The following is a 20629-nucleotide window of genomic DNA, read 5'->3' on the forward strand; positions in this document are numbered from 1 at the left end:
TTACAGCAGCGAAGCTACGCTTTCACGGACCTGTGCAGGCCATACGCCGCACTGAACCTGACCAATGTGCGGCAGTTGCAGCAGCAGCATGGTTAAGCGCGACTGACCAATGCCGCCGCCGATAGTCTGCGGCATTTCACCGCGCAGCAGCGCCTGGTGCCATTCCAGACTCAGACGATCTTCATCACCGGTAAGCTTAAGCTGATGTTTCAGCGCGTCGGCATCGACACGGATGCCCATGGAAGAGAGTTCAAACGCATCTTCCAGCACCGGGTTCCAGACCAGAATATCGCCGTTCAGACCGGCATACCCCAACTCGGATGCGGAACTCCAGTCATCATAGTCCGGCGCACGAACGTCATGGCGGTGGCCATCGCTGAGCTTACCGCCGATCCCCACCAGGAAGACCGCGCCTAACTCTTTGGCGATCGCACGTTCACGACCTTTTGCATCAAGACCCGGATAACGGCTCAGTAATTCCTGGCTGTGAACAAAGTGGATCTGCTCTGGCAGGAACGGTGCCAGACCAAATTCTTTGCTTACCGCTGCTTCGGTCGCTTTAATTCCCGCCCAGATAGCCTCTACCGTGCTTTTCAGAGTGGAGAACTGACGCTCACCGTCGCCCATCACGCGTTCCCAGTCCCACTGATCGACATACACTGAGTGGAGCGGGGAGAGACGATCTTCATCCGGGCGCAGGGCTTTCATGTGCGTGTAGAGCCCTTCGCCAGCGCTGAAGTCGTGTTGTCCCAGTGTTTGACGCTTCCACTTCGCCAGCGAATGAACCACTTCGAACTGGGCATCTGGCAGCGCTTTCACTTTCACCTGCACCGCTTTTTCACAGCCCGACAAGTTATCCTGCGTGCCATCCCCTACACGGCTGAGGATCGGTGCCTGGACTTCAATCAGACCCAGACGCTCCTCCAGTTGACGAGAGAAGTGAGATTTCACGAAGCTAATTTGGCGTTGTTTGGCAATGTAAGCGGTTTTCATTTTTTTACTCCTGCGTCCTGTTGCCTATGATTAAGCAACAAAATGGGGGCAATATTCAATAATCAACAAACAAAAAGCCGTATTCAATTTTGATTCATTAAAATTAACCGCTAAAATAGAATGAATCATTAATACACATAAGAAAAAGCGATGGAAAATTATCAGATCGACAATCTGGACCGCGGCATTCTTGATGCCTTAATGGAAAATGCCCGTACCGCCTACGCCGAACTGGCAAAACAGTTTGGCGTCAGTCCGGGGACCATTCACGTGCGTGTGGAGAAAATGAAACAGGCGGGGATCATCACCGGTGCGCGCATTGACGTCAGCCCGAAGCAACTCGGTTATGACGTCGGCTGCTTTATCGGCATCATTCTCAAAAGCGCCAAAGACTATCCTTCGGCGTTGGCCAGACTGGAAAGCCTGGATGAAGTCACTGAGGCGTACTACACCACGGGCCACTACAGCATCTTTATTAAGGTCATGTGCCGGTCGATCGATGCCCTCCAGCATGTACTTATCAACAAGATCCAAACAATTGATGAAATTCAGTCCACCGAGACGTTGATCGTCCTGCAAAACCCGATTATGCGTACCATCAAGCCGTGATCGCCTTTTTTAATCCCACATTTTTCCACAGGTAGATCCCAGCTCACTCACAGCGTACAATAGCCCTTCTTTAACAGGATGGGCTTGTATGGCTGACATAACTCTTATTAGCGGCAGCACCCTCGGCGGCGCTGAATATGTTGCAGAACACCTGGCTGAAAAGCTGGAAGATGCCGGTTTTTCTACTGAAACCCTGCACGGCCCGCTGTTAGAGGATCTTTCTGCCTCCGGGATCTGGCTAGTCATCAGCTCCACGCACGGTGCGGGAGACATTCCGGATAACCTTGTTCCTTTATATGAAGATCTTCAATCGCAAAAACCAAATCTGTCGCAGGTTCGTTTCGGCGCGATCGGTATCGGCAGTCGCGAATATGACACCTTCTGTGGCGCTATCGAGAAGATCGAAGCTGAACTGAAGCATTCCGGAGCCAGACAGATCGGCGAAACGCTGAAGATCAACATCCTTGAACACGATATTCCGGAAGATCCGGCTGAAGCCTGGCTGGGATCCTGGATTAATTTACTCAAATAAGTGTAAAGATCGTGCGATCGAGTGTGGATAACTCTGTCAGGAACCTTGGATCAACCAGTAGTTATCCAAAGAATAACCGTTGTTCAGTTTTTGAGTTGTGTATAACCCTTCATTCTGATCCCAGCTTATACGGACCAGGATCACCGATCATTCACAGCTAATGATCCTTACCAAGGTATTGATCTTAATACCGGGATCCGGCTTATCCACAGCCAATGGCGATCCTAATAAGAGATCACAATAGAACAGATCTCTAAATAAAAAGATCTTCTTTTTAATAGCCAGGATCCCGGGGTCTTTCTCAAGCCGACAAAGTTGAGTAGAATCCACCGCCCGGGCTTCAATCCATTTTCACACCGCGTTATGCGAGGCAATCACCATGTTTTATCCGGATCCTTTTGACGTCATCATCATTGGCGGGGGTCATGCAGGCACTGAGGCCGCGATGGCCGCAGCGCGTATGGGTCAACAAACCCTGCTTTTGACACACAATATCGACATGCTGGGGCAGATGAGCTGCAACCCGGCGATTGGCGGTATTGGGAAGGGACACCTGGTAAAAGAAGTGGATGCGCTCGGCGGGCTGATGGCCCAAGCAATCGACCATGCAGGCATCCAGTTTAGGATACTAAACGCGAGCAAAGGACCGGCGGTTCGCGCTACCCGTGCTCAGGCGGATCGTGTGCTGTACCGTCAGGCGGTGCGTACCGCGCTGGAGAACCAACCCAACCTGATGATCTTCCAGCAGGCGGTTGAAGATCTGATTGTTGAAAACGATCGTGTCGTTGGCGCAGTGACCCAGATGGGGCTGAAATTCCGCGCCAAAGCGGTAGTGTTGACCGTTGGAACTTTCCTTGACGGCAAAATTCATATTGGTCTGGATAATTACAGCGGTGGCCGTGCTGGCGATCCGCCGTCCATTCCGCTCTCTCGCCGTCTGCGCGAACTGCCGCTGCGCGTAAGCCGTCTTAAAACCGGCACCCCGCCGCGTATCGATGCACGCACGATTAATTTCAGCGTGCTGGCGCAGCAGCATGGCGACAACCCAATGCCGGTCTTCTCGTTCATGGGCAATGCTGCCCAGCACCCACAACAGGTGCCGTGCTATATCACACATACCAACGAGAAAACCCATGACGTGATCCGTAATAACCTCGATCGTAGCCCGATGTATGCAGGCGTGATCGAAGGGATCGGACCACGTTACTGCCCGTCGATCGAAGATAAAGTGATGCGCTTTGCCGATCGTAACCAGCACCAGATCTTCCTGGAGCCGGAAGGGCTTACCTCAAATGAAATTTACCCGAACGGGATCTCCACCAGCCTGCCTTTCGACGTGCAGATGCAGATTGTCCGCTCAATGGAAGGGATGGAGAACGCGAAAATCGTCCGTCCGGGTTATGCCATTGAGTATGACTTTTTCGACCCGCGCGACCTGAAACCGACGCTGGAAAGCAAATTTATCCAGGGCCTGTTCTTCGCCGGACAAATTAACGGTACCACCGGCTACGAAGAGGCTGCTGCCCAGGGCCTGCTTGCTGGGCTCAATGCCGCGCGTCTGTCCGCAGACAAAGAAGGGTGGGCACCGGCGCGTTCTCAGGCCTATCTCGGCGTACTGGTCGACGACCTGTGCACGCTGGGTACCAAAGAACCGTACCGCATGTTCACCTCGCGTGCCGAATACCGTCTGATGCTGCGCGAAGACAACGCCGATCTGCGTCTGACCGAAATGGGGCGTGAACTGGGGCTGGTGGATGACGTGCGTTGGGCTCGCTTCAACGAGAAGCTGGAGAACATCGAACGCGAACGCCAGCGCCTGAAATCTACCTGGGTGACGCCTGCGGCGGAATCGGCCAACGAAGTGAATGCTCACCTTACTGCGCCGCTGTCTCGTGAAGCCAGTGGTGAAGATCTGCTGCGTCGTCCGGAAATGACCTATGCACAGCTCACGAGGCTGACGCCGTTTGCCCCCGCACTGGAAGACGCGCAGTCTGCTGAGCAGGTTGAAATCCAGGTGAAGTACGAAGGTTATATCGCTCGTCAGCAGGATGAGATTGAAAAACAGCTGCGCAATGAAAACACGCTGCTGCCTGCCACGCTGGATTACCGCCAGGTATCTGGCCTGTCGAACGAAGTGATTGCCAAGCTAAACGATCACAAGCCGGTTTCGATCGGCCAGGCATCGCGCATCTCTGGCGTCACGCCTGCCGCTATCTCCATTCTGCTGGTGTGGCTGAAAAAACAGGGTATGCTGCGCCGCAGCGCTTAATGTGTTGAACGTTGCCCGGTGGCGCATTGCTTACCGGGCAAATTAGTTAAAACAGGTAATCACCGTGCTCAACAAACTCTCACGCCTGCTGGCAGACGCCGGCATTTCGCTTACTGATCACCAGAAAAATCAGCTGATTGCGTATGTTGAAATGCTGCACAAATGGAACAAAGCGTACAACCTGACCTCTGTGCGGGATCCCAACGAGATGCTGGTTCGTCACATTCTCGACAGTATTATCGTGGCACCGCATTTGCAGGGTGAGCGTTTTATTGATGTCGGAACTGGACCGGGGTTGCCGGGCATTCCGTTGTCCATTGTGCGTCCGCAAGCGCATTTCACCCTGCTCGACAGTCTGGGTAAACGCGTGCGTTTCCTGCGTCAGGTCCAGCATGAGCTGAAGCTGGCTAACATCACGCCAGTGCAAAGTCGTGTGGAAGAATTTCCCGCAGAGCCACCGTTTGATGGCGTGATCAGCCGGGCGTTCGCTTCACTCAATGACATGGTGAGCTGGTGTCACCACCTTCCGGGCGAGAAGGGCTGTTTTTATGCGCTGAAAGGCCAGCTACCGGAAGACGAAATAGCGTCGCTTCCTCCTGCGTTTTGTGTTGAATCGGTAGTTAAACTGCAGGTTCCGCATCTGGAAGGTGAGCGCCATCTGGTGGTGATTAAGCCAAACAAAATTTAATATTTATCAAAAAAAATAGAGAAAAATCGGTCTTTTTATTGTTAAAACACTGAGACATTTTTGCCGATATAAGTCGTCACACTTAACGCCACATTTACTGTCTATTATCAACAGGGCAACGTGGCTTTTTTGGCTAAAGACAAAATTAGTCAACACTGAAAATATCAGGCTGCTAAAAATCCAGGCGTAGAATCACTCTCGAGTGTTGAATTTTTATTAAAAATGTCAATGGTTGGTTTTTGAGATGTAATCGGTCGTTTTTAAAAGAGTGAGTGATTTTAGGCTTAAATATCAGAAAGTTGAAAAGGCATCATTTGCCAAGTAAATAAATACCGTCGGGGCGAATATGCTCAATATGTGATCTGAAGCACGCTTTAACACCAGTGTTTACGCGCTATTTGCAGTTTTGCATGATCGTTCACAGTTTGGCTAAAAGTCATAAATGTGGGCCAGGGAAAAATATTTAAACATTTATTCACCTTTTAGCTACTTATTGTTTGAAATCACGAGGGCGCACCGTATAATTTGACCGCTTTTTGATGCTTGACTCTAAGCCTCAAAGAACGTTTTATACGACACGCGGCATACCTCGAAGGGAGCAGGAGTTAAAAACGTGATGTCTGTGTCGCTCTTGAGTCGAAACGTTGCTCGTAAGCTTCTGTTCATTCAGTTTCTGGCGGTAGTAGCAAGTGGATTGCTGTTCAGCCTCAAAGACCTCTTCTGGGGCACTTCCGCAATATGCGGAGGTATGGCAGTCTTTCTGCCTAACGTGTTGTTTATGATATTTGCCTGGCGTCACCAGGCGCATACACCTGCTAAAGGCCGAGTGGCCTGGACGTTCGCCTTCGGCGAAGCCTTCAAGGTGTTAGCGATGCTGATTTTGCTGGTGGTGGCGCTGGCGGTTTTCAAGGCGGTATTTTTGCCGCTGATCGTTACGTGGGTTTTGGTGCTGGTGGTTCAGATACTGGCGCCGGCTGTAATTAACAACAAAGGGTAAAAGGCATCATGGCTTCAGAAAATATGACGCCGCAGGATTACATAGGACACCATCTGAACAACCTTCAGTTGGACCTGCGTACATTCTCGCTGGTGGATCCGCATAACCCCCCAGCCACCTTCTGGACGCTCAATATTGACTCCATGTTTTTCTCGGTGGTGCTGGGTCTGTTGTTCCTGGCTTTGTTCCGCAGCGTGGCCAAAAAGGCGACCAGCGGCGTACCAGGCAAGTTTCAGACCGCGATTGAGCTGATAATCGGCTTTGTGCATGGTAGCGTGAAAGACATGTACCATGGCAAAAGCAAGCTGATTGCACCACTGGCCCTGACGATCTTCGTCTGGGTATTCCTGATGAACCTGATGGACTTACTGCCAATCGACTTGCTGCCGTACATCGGCGAGCATATCTTCGGTCTGCCTGCACTGCGCGTGGTTCCGTCTGCTGACGTGAACGTTACCCTGTCCATGGCGCTCGGCGTATTTATCCTCATTCTGTTCTACAGCATCAAAATGAAAGGCATCGGTGGCTTCGCGAAAGAGTTGACGCTGCAGCCGTTCAATCACTGGGCGTTCATCCCTGTCAACTTAATCCTTGAAGGGGTAAGTCTGCTGTCTAAACCGGTTTCTCTCGGTCTGCGACTGTTCGGCAACATGTATGCCGGTGAGCTGATTTTCATTCTGATTGCTGGTCTGTTGCCGTGGTGGTCACAGTGGATCCTGAATGTGCCGTGGGCCATTTTCCACATCCTGATTATTACGCTGCAAGCCTTCATCTTCATGGTTCTGACGATCGTCTATCTGTCGATGGCGTCTGAAGAGCATTAATTTACCAACACTACTACGTTTTAACTGAAACAAACTGGAGACTGTCATGGAAAACCTGAATATGGATCTGCTGTACATGGCTGCCGCTGTGATGATGGGTCTGGCGGCAATCGGTGCTGCGATCGGTATCGGCATCCTCGGGGGTAAATTCCTGGAAGGCGCAGCGCGTCAACCTGATCTGATTCCTCTGCTGCGTACTCAGTTCTTTATCGTTATGGGTCTGGTGGATGCTATCCCGATGATCGCTGTAGGTCTGGGTCTGTACGTGATGTTCGCTGTCGCGTAGTAAGCGTTGCTTGAATTAAGAGCAATATCAGAACGTTAACTAGATAGAGGCATTGTGCTGTGAATCTTAACGCAACAATCCTCGGCCAGGCCATCGCGTTTGTCCTGTTTGTTCTGTTCTGCATGAAGTATGTATGGCCGCCGTTAATGGCTGCCATCGAGAAGCGTCAAAAAGAAATTGCTGACGGTCTTGCTTCTGCTGAACGCGCACACAAGGATCTTGACCTTGCAAAGGCCAGCGCGACCGACCAGCTGAAAAAAGCGAAGGCGGAAGCTCAGGTAATCATCGAGCAGGCGAACAAACGTCGCGCTCAGATCCTGGACGAAGCCAAAACGGAAGCAGAACAGGAACGTACTAAAATCGTGGCCCAGGCGCAGGCGGAAATTGATGCCGAGCGTAAACGTGCCCGTGAAGAGCTGCGTAAGCAAGTTGCTATCCTGGCTGTTGCTGGCGCCGAGAAGATCATCGAACGTTCCGTGGATGAAGCTGCTAACAGCGACATCGTGGATAAACTTGTCGCTGAACTGTAAGGAGGGAGGGGCTGATGTCTGAATTTGTTACGGTAGCTCGCCCCTACGCCAAAGCAGCTTTTGACTTTGCCGTCGAACACCAAAGTGTAGAGCGCTGGCAGGACATGCTGGCGTTTGCCGCCGAGGTGACTAAGAACGAACAAATGGCAGAGCTTCTCTCTGGCGCACTGGCGCCGGAAACGCTCGCCGGGTCGTTTATCGCAGTTTGCGGTGAGCAACTGGACGAAAACGGTCAGAACCTGATTAAGGTGATGGCTGAGAATAACCGTCTGAACGCGCTCCCGGATGTTCTTGAGCAGTTTATTCACCTGCGTGCCGCGAGTGAGTCTATCTCTGAGGTAGAAGTCACTTCCGCGAACGAACTGAGTGAAGAACAGCTTGCGAAGATTAGCGCTGCGATGGAAAAACGTCTGTCACGCAAAGTTAAGCTGAATTGCAAAATCGATAAGTCTGTAATGGCGGGCGTAATCATCCGTGCGGGTGATATGGTCATTGATGGTAGCGTACGCGGCCGTCTTGAACGTCTTGCAGACGTCTTGCAGTCTTAAGGGGACTGGAGCATGCAACTGAATTCCACCGAAATCAGCGAACTGATCAAGCAGCGCATTGCTCAGTTCAATGTTGTGAGTGAAGCTCACAACGAAGGTACTATTGTTTCTGTAAGTGACGGTGTTATCCGCATTCACGGCCTGGCCGATTGTATGCAGGGTGAGATGATTTCCCTGCCGGGTAACCGTTACGCTATCGCACTGAACCTGGAGCGCGACTCCGTGGGTGCAGTGGTGATGGGTCCATACGCTGACCTCGCCGAAGGTATGAAGGTTAAGTGTACGGGTCGTATTCTGGAAGTTCCGGTTGGCCGTGGCCTGCTGGGCCGTGTGGTTAACACACTGGGTTCTCCGATTGACGGTAAAGGTCCGGTTGATAACGATGGCTTCTCGCCAATCGAAGTTATCGCACCAGGCGTAATCGAACGTCAGTCCGTCGATCAGCCGGTGCAGACTGGTTATAAATCCGTTGATGCCATGATCCCAATCGGTCGTGGTCAGCGTGAATTGATCATCGGTGACCGTCAGACCGGTAAAACCGCGATGGCAATCGATGCCATCATCAACCAGCGTGATTCCGGCATTAAATGTGTGTACGTGGCTATCGGCCAGAAAGCGTCCACCATTTCTAACGTGGTTCGTAAACTGGAAGAACACGGCGCCCTGTCTAACACCATCGTTGTGGTAGCGACCGCGTCTGAATCTGCCGCACTGCAATACCTGGCGCCGTATGCCGGTTGCGCAATGGGCGAATACTTCCGTGATCGCGGTGAAGATGCGCTGATCGTTTATGATGACCTGTCTAAACAGGCTGTTGCTTACCGTCAGGTTTCCCTGCTGCTCCGTCGTCCGCCAGGACGTGAAGCATTCCCGGGCGACGTGTTTTACCTCCACTCCCGTCTGCTGGAGCGCGCATCCCGCGTTAACGCGGAATACGTTGAGAACTTCACCAAGGGTGAAGTGAAAGGTAAAACCGGCTCCCTGACCGCTCTGCCGATTATCGAAACCCAGGCGGGTGACGTTTCTGCGTTCGTTCCGACCAACGTAATTTCTATTACCGATGGTCAGATCTTCCTGGAAACTAACCTGTTCAACTCCGGTATTCGTCCGGCGGTTAACCCGGGTATCTCTGTATCTCGTGTAGGTGGTGCTGCTCAGACCAAGATTATCAAGAAACTGTCCGGTGGTATCCGTACCGCGCTGGCACAGTATCGTGAACTGGCTGCGTTCTCTCAGTTCGCATCCGATCTGGACGAAGCAACCCGTAAACAGCTGAGCCACGGTCAGAAAGTGACTGAGCTGCTGAAGCAGAAACAGTATGCCCCTATGTCTGTAGCACAACAGGGTGTGGTTCTGTTCGCGGCTGAACGCGGTTACCTCGAAGATGTGGAACTGGCGAAAATCGGTAGCTTCGAAGCCGCTCTGCTGGCTTATGTCGACCGTGACCATGCTCCGCTGATGCAAGAAATCAACCAGACTGGTAACTATAACGACGAAATCGAAGGCAAGCTGAAAGCTATCCTCGATTCCTTCAAAGCAACCCAGTCCTGGTAACGTCTGGCGGCTTGTCTTAGGACAGGCCGCAAGGCATTGAGGAGAAGCTCATGGCCGGCGCAAAAGAGATACGTAGTAAGATCGCAAGCGTCCAGAACACGCAGAAGATCACTAAAGCGATGGAGATGGTCGCCGCTTCCAAAATGCGTAAATCGCAGGATCGCATGGCGGCCAGCCGTCCTTATGCAGAGACCATGCGCAAAGTGATTGGTCACCTTGCGAATGGTAATCTGGAATATAAGCACCCGTACCTGGAAGAACGCGACGTTAAACGCGTGGGCTACCTGGTGGTGTCGACTGACCGTGGTCTGTGTGGTGGCTTGAACATTAACCTGTTCAAAAAGCTGCTGGCGGATATGAAAACATGGTCCGATAAAGGCGTTCAGTGCGACATCGCAATGATCGGCTCTAAGGGCGTGTCTTTCTTTAATTCCGTTGGCGGTAATGTGGTTGCGCAGGTAACCGGTATGGGGGATAACCCTTCCCTGTCCGAACTGATCGGTCCGGTTAAAGTGATGCTGCAGGCTTACGATGAAGGTCGTCTGGACAGACTGTACGTTGTCAGTAACAAATTTATCAACACCATGTCTCAGGTTCCGACGCTGACTCAACTGCTGCCATTACCGGCATCAGAAGATGAAGAGTTAAAACAAAAAGCCTGGGATTACCTGTATGAACCTGATCCGAAACCGCTGCTGGATACCCTGCTGCGTCGTTACGTTGAATCTCAGGTTTATCAGGGCGTGGTAGAAAACCTGGCCAGCGAGCAGGCCGCACGTATGGTGGCGATGAAAGCCGCGACCGACAATGGCGGCAGCCTGATTAAAGAGCTGCAGTTGGTATACAACAAAGCTCGTCAGGCCAGCATTACTCAGGAACTCACCGAGATCGTCGGTGGTGCATCCGCGGTATAACCAGGTTAATTCGTAGAGGATTCAAGATGGCTACTGGAAAAATTGTCCAGGTAATCGGCGCCGTGGTTGACGTCGAATTCCCTCAGGATGCCGTACCGCGCGTGTACGATGCTCTTGAGGTTATGAATGGTAAAGAGAGTCTGGTGCTGGAAGTTCAACAGCAGCTCGGCGGCGGTATCGTACGTACCATCGCAATGGGTTCTTCCGACGGTCTGCGTCGTGGTCTGGAAGTCAAAGACCTCGAGCACCCGATCGAAGTCCCGGTAGGTAAAGCAACCCTGGGTCGTATCATGAACGTCCTGGGTCACCCGATCGACATGAAAGGCGATATCGGTGAAGAAGAGCGTTGGGCTATCCACCGCGCAGCACCGTCCTATGAAGAGCTGTCCAGCTCTCAGGAACTGCTGGAAACCGGTATCAAAGTTATCGACCTGATGTGTCCGTTCGCGAAGGGCGGTAAAGTTGGTCTGTTCGGTGGTGCGGGTGTAGGTAAAACCGTAAACATGATGGAGCTTATCCGTAACATCGCGATCGAGCACTCCGGTTACTCCGTGTTTGCGGGCGTAGGTGAACGTACTCGTGAGGGTAACGACTTCTACCACGAAATGACCGACTCCAACGTTCTGGATAAAGTATCCCTGGTATATGGCCAGATGAACGAGCCGCCGGGAAACCGTCTGCGCGTTGCACTGACCGGTCTGACCATGGCAGAGAAATTCCGTGACGAAGGTCGTGACGTACTGCTGTTCGTCGATAACATCTATCGTTACACCCTGGCCGGTACGGAAGTTTCCGCACTGCTGGGTCGTATGCCATCAGCGGTAGGTTACCAGCCGACCCTGGCGGAAGAGATGGGGGTTCTGCAGGAACGTATCACTTCTACCAAAACCGGTTCTATCACTTCCGTTCAGGCGGTATACGTACCTGCGGATGACTTGACTGACCCGTCGCCAGCCACCACCTTTGCTCACTTAGATGCAACTGTGGTACTGAGCCGTCAGATCGCGTCTCTGGGTATCTACCCAGCCGTTGACCCGCTGGATTCTACCAGCCGTCAGCTGGATCCTCTGGTGGTTGGTCAGGAACACTACGACACCGCGCGTGGCGTACAGTCCCTGCTGCAGCGTTACCAGGAACTGAAAGACATCATCGCCATCCTGGGTATGGATGAACTGTCTGAAGAAGACAAACTGGTGGTAGCACGTGCGCGTAAGATCCAGCGCTTCCTGTCCCAGCCGTTCTTCGTTGCGGAAGTATTCACCGGTTCTCCGGGTAAATACGTTTCCCTGAAAGACACCATCCGTGGCTTTAAAGGCATCATGGAAGGCGAGTATGACCACCTGCCAGAGCAGGCGTTCTACATGGTTGGTTCTATCGACGAAGCCGTAGAAAAAGCCAAAAAACTTTAACGCCTTAATCGGAGGGTGATATGGCAATGACTTACCACCTGGACGTCGTCAGCGCAGAGCAACAAATGTTCTCTGGTCTGGTCGAGAAAATCCAGGTAACGGGTAGTGAAGGTGAACTGGGTATTTTCCCAGGGCACGCCCCACTGCTCACCGCCATTAAGCCTGGTATGATCCGCATCGTTAAACAGTTCGGTCATGAAGAGTTTATCTACCTGTCTGGCGGCATTCTTGAAGTGCAACCTGGCAGCGTGACCGTACTGGCTGATACCGCGATTCGCGGGCAGGATCTCGATGAAGCGAGAGCCCTGGAAGCGAAACGTAAGGCTGAAGAGCACATTAAGAGCTCTCATGGTGACGTGGATTACGCTCAGGCATCTGCGGAACTGGCCAAAGCGATCGCGAAACTGCGCGTTATCGAGTTGACCAAAAAAGCGATGTAACACCGGGTTGAAAAAATGAAAACCAGTCTGATTTCAGGCTGGTTTTTTTTTGCCTGTCATTAATGTGCTGTTTGCGTCATCTTTCTTTAGGGAACAAAAAAAGAGCAAAAACATTAGCCTGGCGCGTTAATCGCGATATCAGGTGACATTTAAGAAGACAAAAGTCGCAGCAATGGACGAAAATGTCTCTATCTTCGTTGGGGAAAATTCGCGATTGTGTGTTTTATCCTCTGCCCATTTCACGACGAAAAAAATGTAGTATTTTCAACGTGAAACGGTATAAATTCGTTCTCAAATTACAGTCAGGGCGCGTATGTTGAATAAAGCGATGAGCGTAGTGATCCTTGCCGCAGGCAAAGGCACACGTATGTATTCCGATCTTCCAAAAGTGCTGCACACCCTTGCCGGGAAATCGATGGTTCAGCATGTCATTGATGTAGCAAATGAATTAGGCTCCTCTCAGGTGCATCTGGTCTACGGCCACGGTGGCGATCTGCTTAAAGAAAGCCTGAAAGAAGACAACCTGAACTGGGTGCTGCAGGCGGAGCAGTTGGGCACCGGCCATGCTATGCAGCAGGCAGCGCCGTTCTTTGGCGATGATGAAGACATTTTAATGCTCTACGGTGATGTCCCGCTGATCTCCGTTGAAACCCTGACTCGCCTGCGTGAAGCTAAACCCCAGGGCGGCATCGGTTTGTTGACCGTCGTGCTGGACGATCCGAGCGGCTATGGTCGCATCACCCGTGAAAACGGCAAAGTGACCGGCATCGTTGAGCATAAAGATGCCAGCGAGGAACAGCGCAGGATTCAGGAGATCAACACCGGGATCCTGATTGCCAATGGCGCGGACATGAAACGCTGGCTGTCTAAACTGACCAATAACAACGCGCAGGGTGAATACTACATCACCGACATCATTGCGATGGCCTACCAGGAAGGGCGTGAGATTGCGGCGGTACATCCGGCGCGTATTAGCGAAACTGAAGGGGTAAATAACCGTCTTCAGCTCTCCCGCCTGGAGCGTGTTTACCAGTCCGAGCAGGCAGAAAAACTGCTGCTGGCGGGCGTGATGCTGCGCGATCCGGCGCGTTTTGACCTGCGCGGAACGCTCGTTCACGGGCGAGATGTTGAAATTGATACTAACGTTATCATCGAAGGTCAGGTCACGTTGGGCCATCGCGTGAAGATTGGCGCGGGCTGCGTCATTAAAAACAGCGTTATTGGTGATGACTGTGAAATCAGCCCGTACAGCGTAGTGGAAGATGCCCATCTGGACGCGGCCTGCACCATTGGACCCTTTGCTCGTCTGCGCCCTGGTGCGCAACTGATGGAAGGTGCTCACGTCGGTAACTTCGTCGAGATGAAGAAAGCGCGTCTCGGCAAAGGTTCAAAAGCCGGTCACCTGACCTATCTGGGCGATGCGGAAATTGGCGACAACGTGAACATTGGCGCAGGCACCATTACCTGCAACTACGACGGCGCGAACAAGTTTAAAACCATTATTGGCGACGATGTGTTTGTCGGATCCGATACTCAGTTGGTGGCGCCGGTGACCGTAGGCCATGGGGCAACCATCGCTGCCGGGACCACCGTCACCCGTAACGTGGCTGATAATGAGTTGGTCATCAGCCGTGTTCCGCAGGTGAATAAGCAGGGCTGGAAACGCCCGGTGAAGAAAAAGTAGATATTTTTGCCGGATGGCGCTTTCGCTTATCCGGTCTACGTTCAGTGATGTTTTGTTGGCCGGATAAGGCGTTGCCTGCATCAGGCCAACCCGGGTGAGGAAATAAAAATGTATTTCCCCCCAGCAGTACCTATAAAAATAACCCCACTCTCTACAAGGCTCGGGGCGCCCGAAAATACGGGCATACAGGTCGAAAGACAACGACAGGCATAATGCCTTGATTCGGAATAAAAAACTATGTGTGGAATTGTTGGCGCTATCGCGCAACGTGATGTAGCTGAAATCCTTCTCGAAGGTTTACGTCGTCTGGAATACCGTGGTTACGACTCTGCGGGTCTGGCCGTGGTAGATGCAGAAGGTCATATGACCCGTCTGCGTCGTCTGGGTAAAGTACAGATGCTGTCTCAGGCTGCGGAAGAACATCCGCTGCATGGCGGTACTGGTATTGCTCACACCCGTTGGGCTACGCATGGCGAACCTTCAGAAGCAAACGCGCATCCGCATGTTTCTGAACACATTGTGGTGGTGCATAACGGCATCATCGAAAACCATGAACCACTGCGTGAAGAACTTAAAGCGCGTGGCTATACCTTCGTTTCAGAAACCGACACCGAAGTAATTGCTCACTTAGTGCACTGGGAGCTGAAACAGGGCGGTACGCTGCGTGATGCTGTGCTGCGTACCATCCCGCAACTGCGCGGCGCGTACGGTACGGTAATCATGGATACCCGTCATCCAGATACGTTGCTGGCTGCACGTTCAGGTAGCCCGCTGGTTATCGGTCTGGGAATGGGCGAAAACTTTATCGCTTCCGATCAGTTGGCGCTGCTGCCGGTGACCCGTCGCTTTATCTTCCTGGAAGAAGGCGATATTGCGGAAGTGACTCGCCGTTCCGTCGCGATTTTTGATAAAACGGGCGCGGACGTGAAGCGTCAGGATATCGAATCTAATCTGCAATATGACGCGGGTGATAAAGGTATCTATCGCCACTACATGCAGAAAGAGATTTACGAACAGCCGAATGCGATTAAAAACACTCTGACCGGGCGCATCAGCCATGGCGAAGTGGATTTAAGCGAACTCGGGCCAAAAGCTAACGAGCTGTTGTCTCAGGTTGAGCATATCCAGATCATCGCGTGTGGCACGTCTTACAACTCCGGGATGGTTTCTCGCTACTGGTTTGAATCTTTGGCCGGTATTCCGTGCGACGTCGAAATCGCTTCTGAATTCCGCTACCGCAAATCAGCAGTACGCCGTAATAGCCTGATGATCACGCTGTCTCAGTCGGGTGAAACGGCGGATACGCTGGCAGGCCTGCGTTTGTCGAAAGAACTGGGCTATCTGGGTTCACTCGCCATCTGTAACGTTCCGGGGTCTTCTCTGGTACGTGAATCGGATCTGGCGATGATGACCAATGCCGGCACGGAAATCGGCGTGGCGTCGACGAAAGCCTTTACCACTCAGTTAACCGTTCTGCTGATGCTGGTGGCGAAACTGGCGCGTCTGAAAGGTCTGGATGCGTCCATTGAGCATGACATTGTTCATGGCCTGCAGGCGCTGCCGAGCCGTATCGAGCAAATGCTCTCTCAGGACAAACGCATTGAAGCGTTGGCTGAAGATTTCTCTGACAAACACCATGCCCTGTTCCTGGGCCGTGGCGATCAGTATCCGATCGCTCTCGAAGGCGCGTTGAAGCTGAAAGAGATCTCCTATATACACGCAGAAGCCTATGCGGCAGGTGAGCTGAAACACGGCCCGCTGGCGCTGATTGATGCCGATATGCCGGTTATCGTTGTTGCACCAAACAACGAACTGCTGGAAAAACTGAAGTCCAACATTGAAGAAGTGCGCGCCCGTGGCGGTCAGCTGTATGTCTTCGCCGATCAGGACGCCGGTTTTGCCAGCAGCGACAATATGCACATCATTGAGATGCCGCATGTGGAAGAGGTGATTGCACCGATCTTCTATACCGTGCCGCTGCAACTGCTGGCTTATCACGTGGCGCTGATTAAAGGTACCGACGTGGATCAGCCGCGTAACCTGGCAAAATCAGTTACCGTCGAGTAAAACGCTCATGCCCTGCGAAAGCGGGGCATTTTTTTCATTCCTGTGCTGTTTTTAATCAATTTTCCCGCCGTTTTACTGTGACAAATCGTCATCTTCAGCTACTTTTTTCAGTGTCACAAAAAGAAAATTTTCCTGAAAAGCTATTGTCATATTTTCATTTAACTTAATGATAAACAGGAAAAAAATCATTCTGATTTAACGGAAATTTTCATTGTCATAAAACTGTCATATTTCGTACATTTAACTGTCACCTGTTTGTCCTATTTTGCTCATCGTAGCCACTTAACAATGATTTACGAAAATCTTGCAGGAGACATTATGAAAGTTATGCGTACCACTGTCGCAACTGTTGTCGCCGCGACCTTATCTATGAGCGCTTTCTCTGCATTAGCAGCAGCAAGTCTGACAGGCGCAGGTGCAACTTTTCCTGCGCCGGTGTATGCCAAATGGGCTGATACTTATCAGAAAGAGACCGGTAGTAAAGTTAACTACCAGGGTATCGGCTCCTCCGGTGGTGTTAAACAAATTACAGCGAATACTGTTGATTTCGGTGCCTCTGATGCGCCGCTGTCTGACGAAAAACTGAATCAGGAAGGCCTGTTCCAGTTCCCGACCGTGATTGGCGGCGTGGTACTGGCGGTGAACATCCCTGGTCTGAAGTCTGGCGAACTGGTACTGGATGGTAAAACGCTGGGTGACATCTACCTGGGTAAAATCAAGAAGTGGGATGATGAAGCCATCACCAAACTGAACCCAGGCGTGAAACTGCCTTCTCAGAACATCGCCGTTGTGCGTCGTGCCGATGGTTCTGGTACCTCCTTCGTCTTCACCAGCTATCTGGCGAAAGTGAACGAAGAGTGGAAAACCAAAGTGGGCGCTGGCTCTACCGTTAACTGGCCAACCGGTCTGGGCGGTAAAGGTAACGACGGTATCGCCGCGTTCGTACAGCGTCTGCCAGGTTCCATCGGCTACGTTGAATACGCTTACGCTAAGCAGAACAACCTGGCATACACCAAACTGGTTTCTGCTGACGGTAAACCGGTTAGTCCGACTGAAGAGAACTTCGCTAACGCCGCGAAAGGCGCTGACTGGAGTAAATCCTTCGCACAGGATCTGACGAACCAGAAAGGTGATGATGCGTGGCCGATTACCTCCACCACCTTTATTCTGATTCATAAAGAGCAGAAGAAACCTGAGCAGGGTGCTGAAGTGCTGAAATTCTTCGACTGGGCATACAAAAATGGCGGCAAACAGGCTAATGACCTGGATTACGCCAGCCTGCCGGACAGCGTGGTAGAGCAGATCCGTGCAGCATGGAAGACCAATGTGAAAGACAGCAGCGGTAAAGCGCTGTACTAAATACCCGTCATACTTCGAGCCGCAGCTGTGTTGGCTGCGTTTGTTCACCCCAGTCACATAGTGAATCTATGCTCCTGGGGATTCACAAGCTTGCCGCCTTGCTGCAACTCGAATTATTTAGGGTATGGCATTACGTTAGCCAGGAAGCGCGATAAAATGCGCGCTTCCTGGCCCAAACTTAAAGAGTGATTTATGGCTGCAACCAAGCCTGCTTTTAACCCACCGGGTAAAAAGGGTGACAAAATCTTCAGCGCGCTGGTAAAACTGGCTGCGCTGATTGTGCTATTGATGTTGGGTGGCATTATTGTCTCTCTGATCATCTCCTCCTGGCCCAGCATTGAGAAATTTGGTTTCTCTTTCCTGTGGACCAAAGACTGGGACGCGCCAAACGATATCTACGGGGCGCTGGTACCGATCTACGGTACGCTGGTCACCTCTTTTATCGCACTGCTGATCGCCGTTCCGGTGAGCTTTGGCATTGCCCTGTTTCTGACCGAACTCGCGCCAGGCTGGCTGCGTCGTCCGCTGGGGATTGCGATTGAATTGCTGGCGGCGATCCCGAGTATCGTCTACGGCATGTGGGGCCTGTTTATCTTTGCTCCACTGTTTGCCACTTATTTTCAGGAACCGGTCGGTAATATCCTTTCCAACATTCCGTTTGTTGGCGCGCTGTTCTCCGGCCCGGCGTTTGGTATCGGTATCTTGGCGGCTGGCGTGATCCTCGCCATCATGATCATCCCTTACATTGCAGCTGTAATGCGTGATGTATTTGAACAGACGCCGGTGATGATGAAAGAGTCTGCCTACGGTATCGGCTGTACCACTTGGGAGGTTATCTGGCGCATCGTGTTGCCGTTCACCAAAAATGGGGTAATTGGCGGCATCATGCTGGGTCTGGGACGAGCACTGGGTGAAACGATGGCGGTGACCTTCATCATCGGCAACACCTACCAGCTCGACAGCGCATCGCTGTATATGCCGGGTAACAGCATCACCTCGGCGCTGGCGAATGAATTTGCGGAAGCGGAGTCTGGCCTGCACGTTGCGGCGTTGATGGAACTGGGTCTGATTCTGTTCGTGATTACCTTCATCGTGCTGGCAGCGTCTAAGTTTATGATTTTGCGCCTTGCGAAGAACGAGGGGGCACGCTAATGGCTACGCTTGAAATGCAAACCAGCGCGGAACTGGCGGAATCCCGCCGCAAAATGCAGGCTAAGCGCCGGATGAAAAACCGCATCGCCCTGACGCTTTCTATGGCGACGATGGCGTTTGGTCTGTTCTGGCTCGTCTGGATCCTGATGTCCACCATTTCCCGTGGTATCGACGGGATGTCGCTGGCGCTGTTCACCGAAATGACGCCGCCGCCGAACACGGCGGGTGGCGGTCTGGCGAACGCCCTGGCGGGCAGTGGTCTGTTGATCCTCTGGGCAACCGTGTTTGGTACGCCGCTGGGCATCATGGCCGGGATTTATCTGGCGGAATATGGTCGCAAATCCTGGCTGGCGGAAGTGATTCGCTTCATCAATGACATTCTGCTTTCCGCCCCGTCTATTGTGGTTGGTCTGTTCGTGTACACCATTGTGGTGGCGCAGATGGAGCACTTCTCCGGTTGGGCGGGCGTGATTGCGCTGGCGCTGCTGCAGGTGCCTATCGTGATTCGAACCACCGAAAACATGTTGAAGCTGGTGCCGGATAGTCTGCGTGAAGCGGCTTATGCGCTGGGGACGCCGAAATGGAAAATGATCTCCGCGATTACGCTGAAAGCGTCTGTCTCCGGGATCATGACCGGTATCCTGCTGGCGATTGCGCGTATCGCAGGTGAAACCGCTCCGCTGCTGTTTACCGCGCTCTCCAATCAGTTCTGGAGTACCGACATGATGCAGCCGATCGCCAACCTGCCGGTCACCATCTTTAAATTTGCGATGAGCCCGTTTGCGGAATGGCAGCAACTGGCGTGGGCCGGGGTGCTGATTATCACGCTGTGCGTATTGCTGCTGAACATTCTGGCGCGCGTAATTTTCGCCAAGAGCAAACACGGTTAACACGTTGCCGGATGGCGGCGTGCGGCCTACGGTTGAACCTATTTGTTGTAGGCCTGATAAGCGAAGCGCCATCAGGCATGATAAGGAAAAGAGTAAAATGAGTATGGTTGATACTGCTCCGGGTAAGATTCAGGTTCGTGATTTGAACTTCTACTACGGCAAATTCCATGCCCTGAAGAACATCAACCTGGATATTGCAAAGAACCAGGTAACGGCATTCATCGGGCCTTCTGGCTGCGGTAAATCGACGCTGTTGCGTACGTTCAACAAGATGTTTGAACTCTACCCGGAACAGCGTGCGGAAGGTGAAATTCTGCTCGATGGTGACAATATTCTCACCAATACCCAGGATATCGCCCTGCTGCGTGCCAAAGTCGGGATGGTGTTCCAGAAGCCGACGCCGTTCCCGATGTCTATTTACGACAACATCGCCTTTGGCGTGCGTCTGTTTGAGAAACTGTCCCGGGCGGATATGGACGAGCGCGTGCAGTGGGCGTTGACCAAGGCCGCACTATGGAATGAAACCAAAGATAAATTGCACCAGAGCGGATATTCTCTCTCCGGTGGTCAGCAGCAGCGTCTGTGCATCGCGCGAGGTATCGCCATTCGCCCGGAAGTCTTGCTGTTGGATGAGCCGTGCTCAGCACTGGATCCGATCTCAACCGGTCGTATCGAAGAGCTGATTACCGAGCTGAAACAGGATTACACCGTGGTGATCGTGACCCACAACATGCAGCAGGCTGCGCGTTGTTCCGATCATACGGCGTTTATGTACCTGGGCGAGTTGATTGAGTTCAGCAACACGGACGACCTGTTCACCAAGCCCGCGAAGAAACAAACCGAAGATTACATTACTGGCCGCTACGGTTGATATGCCCGGGCAT

20 protein-coding genes are annotated in these 20629 nt (G+C 52.2%); 19 read left to right on the top strand and 1 reads right to left on the bottom strand.

Annotated elements, in window-relative coordinates:
- On the bottom strand, nucleotides 1–993 hold the full coding sequence (gene asnA / locus OGW13_RS00140; protein ID WP_044268167.1) for an aspartate--ammonia ligase: 993 nt from the start codon (nucleotides 991–993) through the stop codon (nucleotides 1–3).
- 150 nt (nucleotides 994–1143) lie between these two features.
- Here asnA and asnC point away from each other — a divergent pair, with 150 nt between their 5' ends.
- From asnC to pstB, 19 genes are all read left to right on the top strand, one after another.
- The gene (gene asnC / locus OGW13_RS00145; protein WP_042323573.1) at nucleotides 1144–1602 is read left to right on the top strand and encodes a transcriptional regulator AsnC; all 459 of its coding nucleotides are present in this window, start codon (nucleotides 1144–1146) and stop codon (nucleotides 1600–1602) included.
- A gap of 88 nt (nucleotides 1603–1690) precedes the next feature.
- Nucleotides 1691–2134: an FMN-binding protein MioC gene (gene mioC, locus OGW13_RS00150; protein WP_058587337.1), complete on the top strand. Its 444-nt coding sequence runs from the start codon at nucleotides 1691–1693 to the stop codon at nucleotides 2132–2134.
- A gap of 379 nt (nucleotides 2135–2513) precedes the next feature.
- Complete coding sequence (gene mnmG, locus OGW13_RS00155; protein WP_287115452.1) at nucleotides 2514–4403, top strand: tRNA uridine-5-carboxymethylaminomethyl(34) synthesis enzyme MnmG; 1890 nt, start codon at nucleotides 2514–2516, stop codon at nucleotides 4401–4403.
- Nucleotides 4404–4467: 64 nt separating this feature from the next.
- Nucleotides 4468–5091, top strand: coding sequence for a 16S rRNA (guanine(527)-N(7))-methyltransferase RsmG (gene rsmG / locus OGW13_RS00160; RefSeq protein WP_042998756.1), 624 nt, complete (start codon nucleotides 4468–4470; stop codon nucleotides 5089–5091).
- A gap of 616 nt (nucleotides 5092–5707) precedes the next feature.
- Nucleotides 5708–6088, top strand: a complete 381-nt coding sequence (gene atpI / locus OGW13_RS00165; protein WP_042323565.1) for a F0F1 ATP synthase subunit I — start codon at nucleotides 5708–5710, stop codon at nucleotides 6086–6088.
- An 8-nt stretch (nucleotides 6089–6096) separates the two neighbouring features.
- Nucleotides 6097–6912: a F0F1 ATP synthase subunit A gene (gene atpB, locus OGW13_RS00170; RefSeq protein ID WP_042998755.1), complete on the top strand. Its 816-nt coding sequence runs from the start codon at nucleotides 6097–6099 to the stop codon at nucleotides 6910–6912.
- Between the two features lie 46 nt (nucleotides 6913–6958).
- Nucleotides 6959–7198 (top strand): F0F1 ATP synthase subunit C, encoded by a 240-nt coding sequence (gene atpE / locus OGW13_RS00175; RefSeq protein WP_000429386.1) that lies wholly within the window; start codon nucleotides 6959–6961, stop codon nucleotides 7196–7198.
- Between the two features lie 59 nt (nucleotides 7199–7257).
- A complete protein-coding gene (gene atpF / locus OGW13_RS00180) occupies nucleotides 7258–7728 on the top strand; it encodes a F0F1 ATP synthase subunit B (RefSeq protein ID WP_003827022.1) in 471 nt (156 codons plus the stop codon).
- A 14-nt stretch (nucleotides 7729–7742) separates the two neighbouring features.
- Entirely contained in the window at nucleotides 7743–8276 is a 534-nt protein-coding gene (gene atpH, locus OGW13_RS00185) for a F0F1 ATP synthase subunit delta (RefSeq protein WP_042998754.1), read from the top strand.
- Nucleotides 8277–8288: 12 nt separating this feature from the next.
- Complete coding sequence (atpA, locus tag OGW13_RS00190; RefSeq protein ID WP_042998753.1) at nucleotides 8289–9830, top strand: F0F1 ATP synthase subunit alpha; 1542 nt, start codon at nucleotides 8289–8291, stop codon at nucleotides 9828–9830.
- Between the two features lie 50 nt (nucleotides 9831–9880).
- On the top strand, nucleotides 9881–10744 hold the full coding sequence (gene atpG, locus OGW13_RS00195; RefSeq protein WP_005121458.1) for a F0F1 ATP synthase subunit gamma: 864 nt from the start codon (nucleotides 9881–9883) through the stop codon (nucleotides 10742–10744).
- Between the two features lie 26 nt (nucleotides 10745–10770).
- On the top strand, nucleotides 10771–12153 hold the full coding sequence (gene atpD, locus OGW13_RS00200) for a F0F1 ATP synthase subunit beta (RefSeq protein ID WP_003023806.1): 1383 nt from the start codon (nucleotides 10771–10773) through the stop codon (nucleotides 12151–12153).
- A 20-nt stretch (nucleotides 12154–12173) separates the two neighbouring features.
- Complete coding sequence (locus OGW13_RS00205) at nucleotides 12174–12593, top strand: F0F1 ATP synthase subunit epsilon (protein WP_003023809.1); 420 nt, start codon at nucleotides 12174–12176, stop codon at nucleotides 12591–12593.
- A 313-nt stretch (nucleotides 12594–12906) separates the two neighbouring features.
- Complete coding sequence (gene glmU / locus OGW13_RS00210; protein ID WP_044256180.1) at nucleotides 12907–14277, top strand: bifunctional UDP-N-acetylglucosamine diphosphorylase/glucosamine-1-phosphate N-acetyltransferase GlmU; 1371 nt, start codon at nucleotides 12907–12909, stop codon at nucleotides 14275–14277.
- Between the two features lie 237 nt (nucleotides 14278–14514).
- Nucleotides 14515–16344 (top strand): glutamine--fructose-6-phosphate transaminase (isomerizing), encoded by a 1830-nt coding sequence (glmS, locus tag OGW13_RS00215; RefSeq protein ID WP_044256178.1) that lies wholly within the window; start codon nucleotides 14515–14517, stop codon nucleotides 16342–16344.
- Nucleotides 16345–16662: 318 nt separating this feature from the next.
- Nucleotides 16663–17703 carry a phosphate ABC transporter substrate-binding protein PstS gene (pstS, locus tag OGW13_RS00220; protein WP_044268157.1) on the top strand — a complete coding sequence of 347 codons (1041 nt, stop codon included), beginning with the start codon at nucleotides 16663–16665 and terminating at the stop codon, nucleotides 17701–17703.
- Nucleotides 17704–17895: 192 nt separating this feature from the next.
- Nucleotides 17896–18855, top strand: coding sequence for a phosphate ABC transporter permease PstC (pstC, locus tag OGW13_RS00225; RefSeq protein ID WP_042323550.1), 960 nt, complete (start codon nucleotides 17896–17898; stop codon nucleotides 18853–18855).
- A complete protein-coding gene (gene pstA / locus OGW13_RS00230; RefSeq protein ID WP_042998748.1) occupies nucleotides 18855–19745 on the top strand; it encodes a phosphate ABC transporter permease PstA in 891 nt (296 codons plus the stop codon). Before pstC ends, pstA begins: the two co-directional genes overlap by 1 nt.
- A 97-nt stretch (nucleotides 19746–19842) precedes the next feature.
- Nucleotides 19843–20616: a phosphate ABC transporter ATP-binding protein PstB gene (gene pstB / locus OGW13_RS00235; RefSeq protein WP_042998747.1), complete on the top strand. Its 774-nt coding sequence runs from the start codon at nucleotides 19843–19845 to the stop codon at nucleotides 20614–20616.
- Nucleotides 20617–20629: the final 13 nt, after the last annotated feature.

The organism is Citrobacter sp. Ca225 (assembly GCF_030337175.1).
GTDB lineage: Bacteria > Pseudomonadota > Gammaproteobacteria > Enterobacterales > Enterobacteriaceae > Citrobacter_A > Citrobacter_A amalonaticus.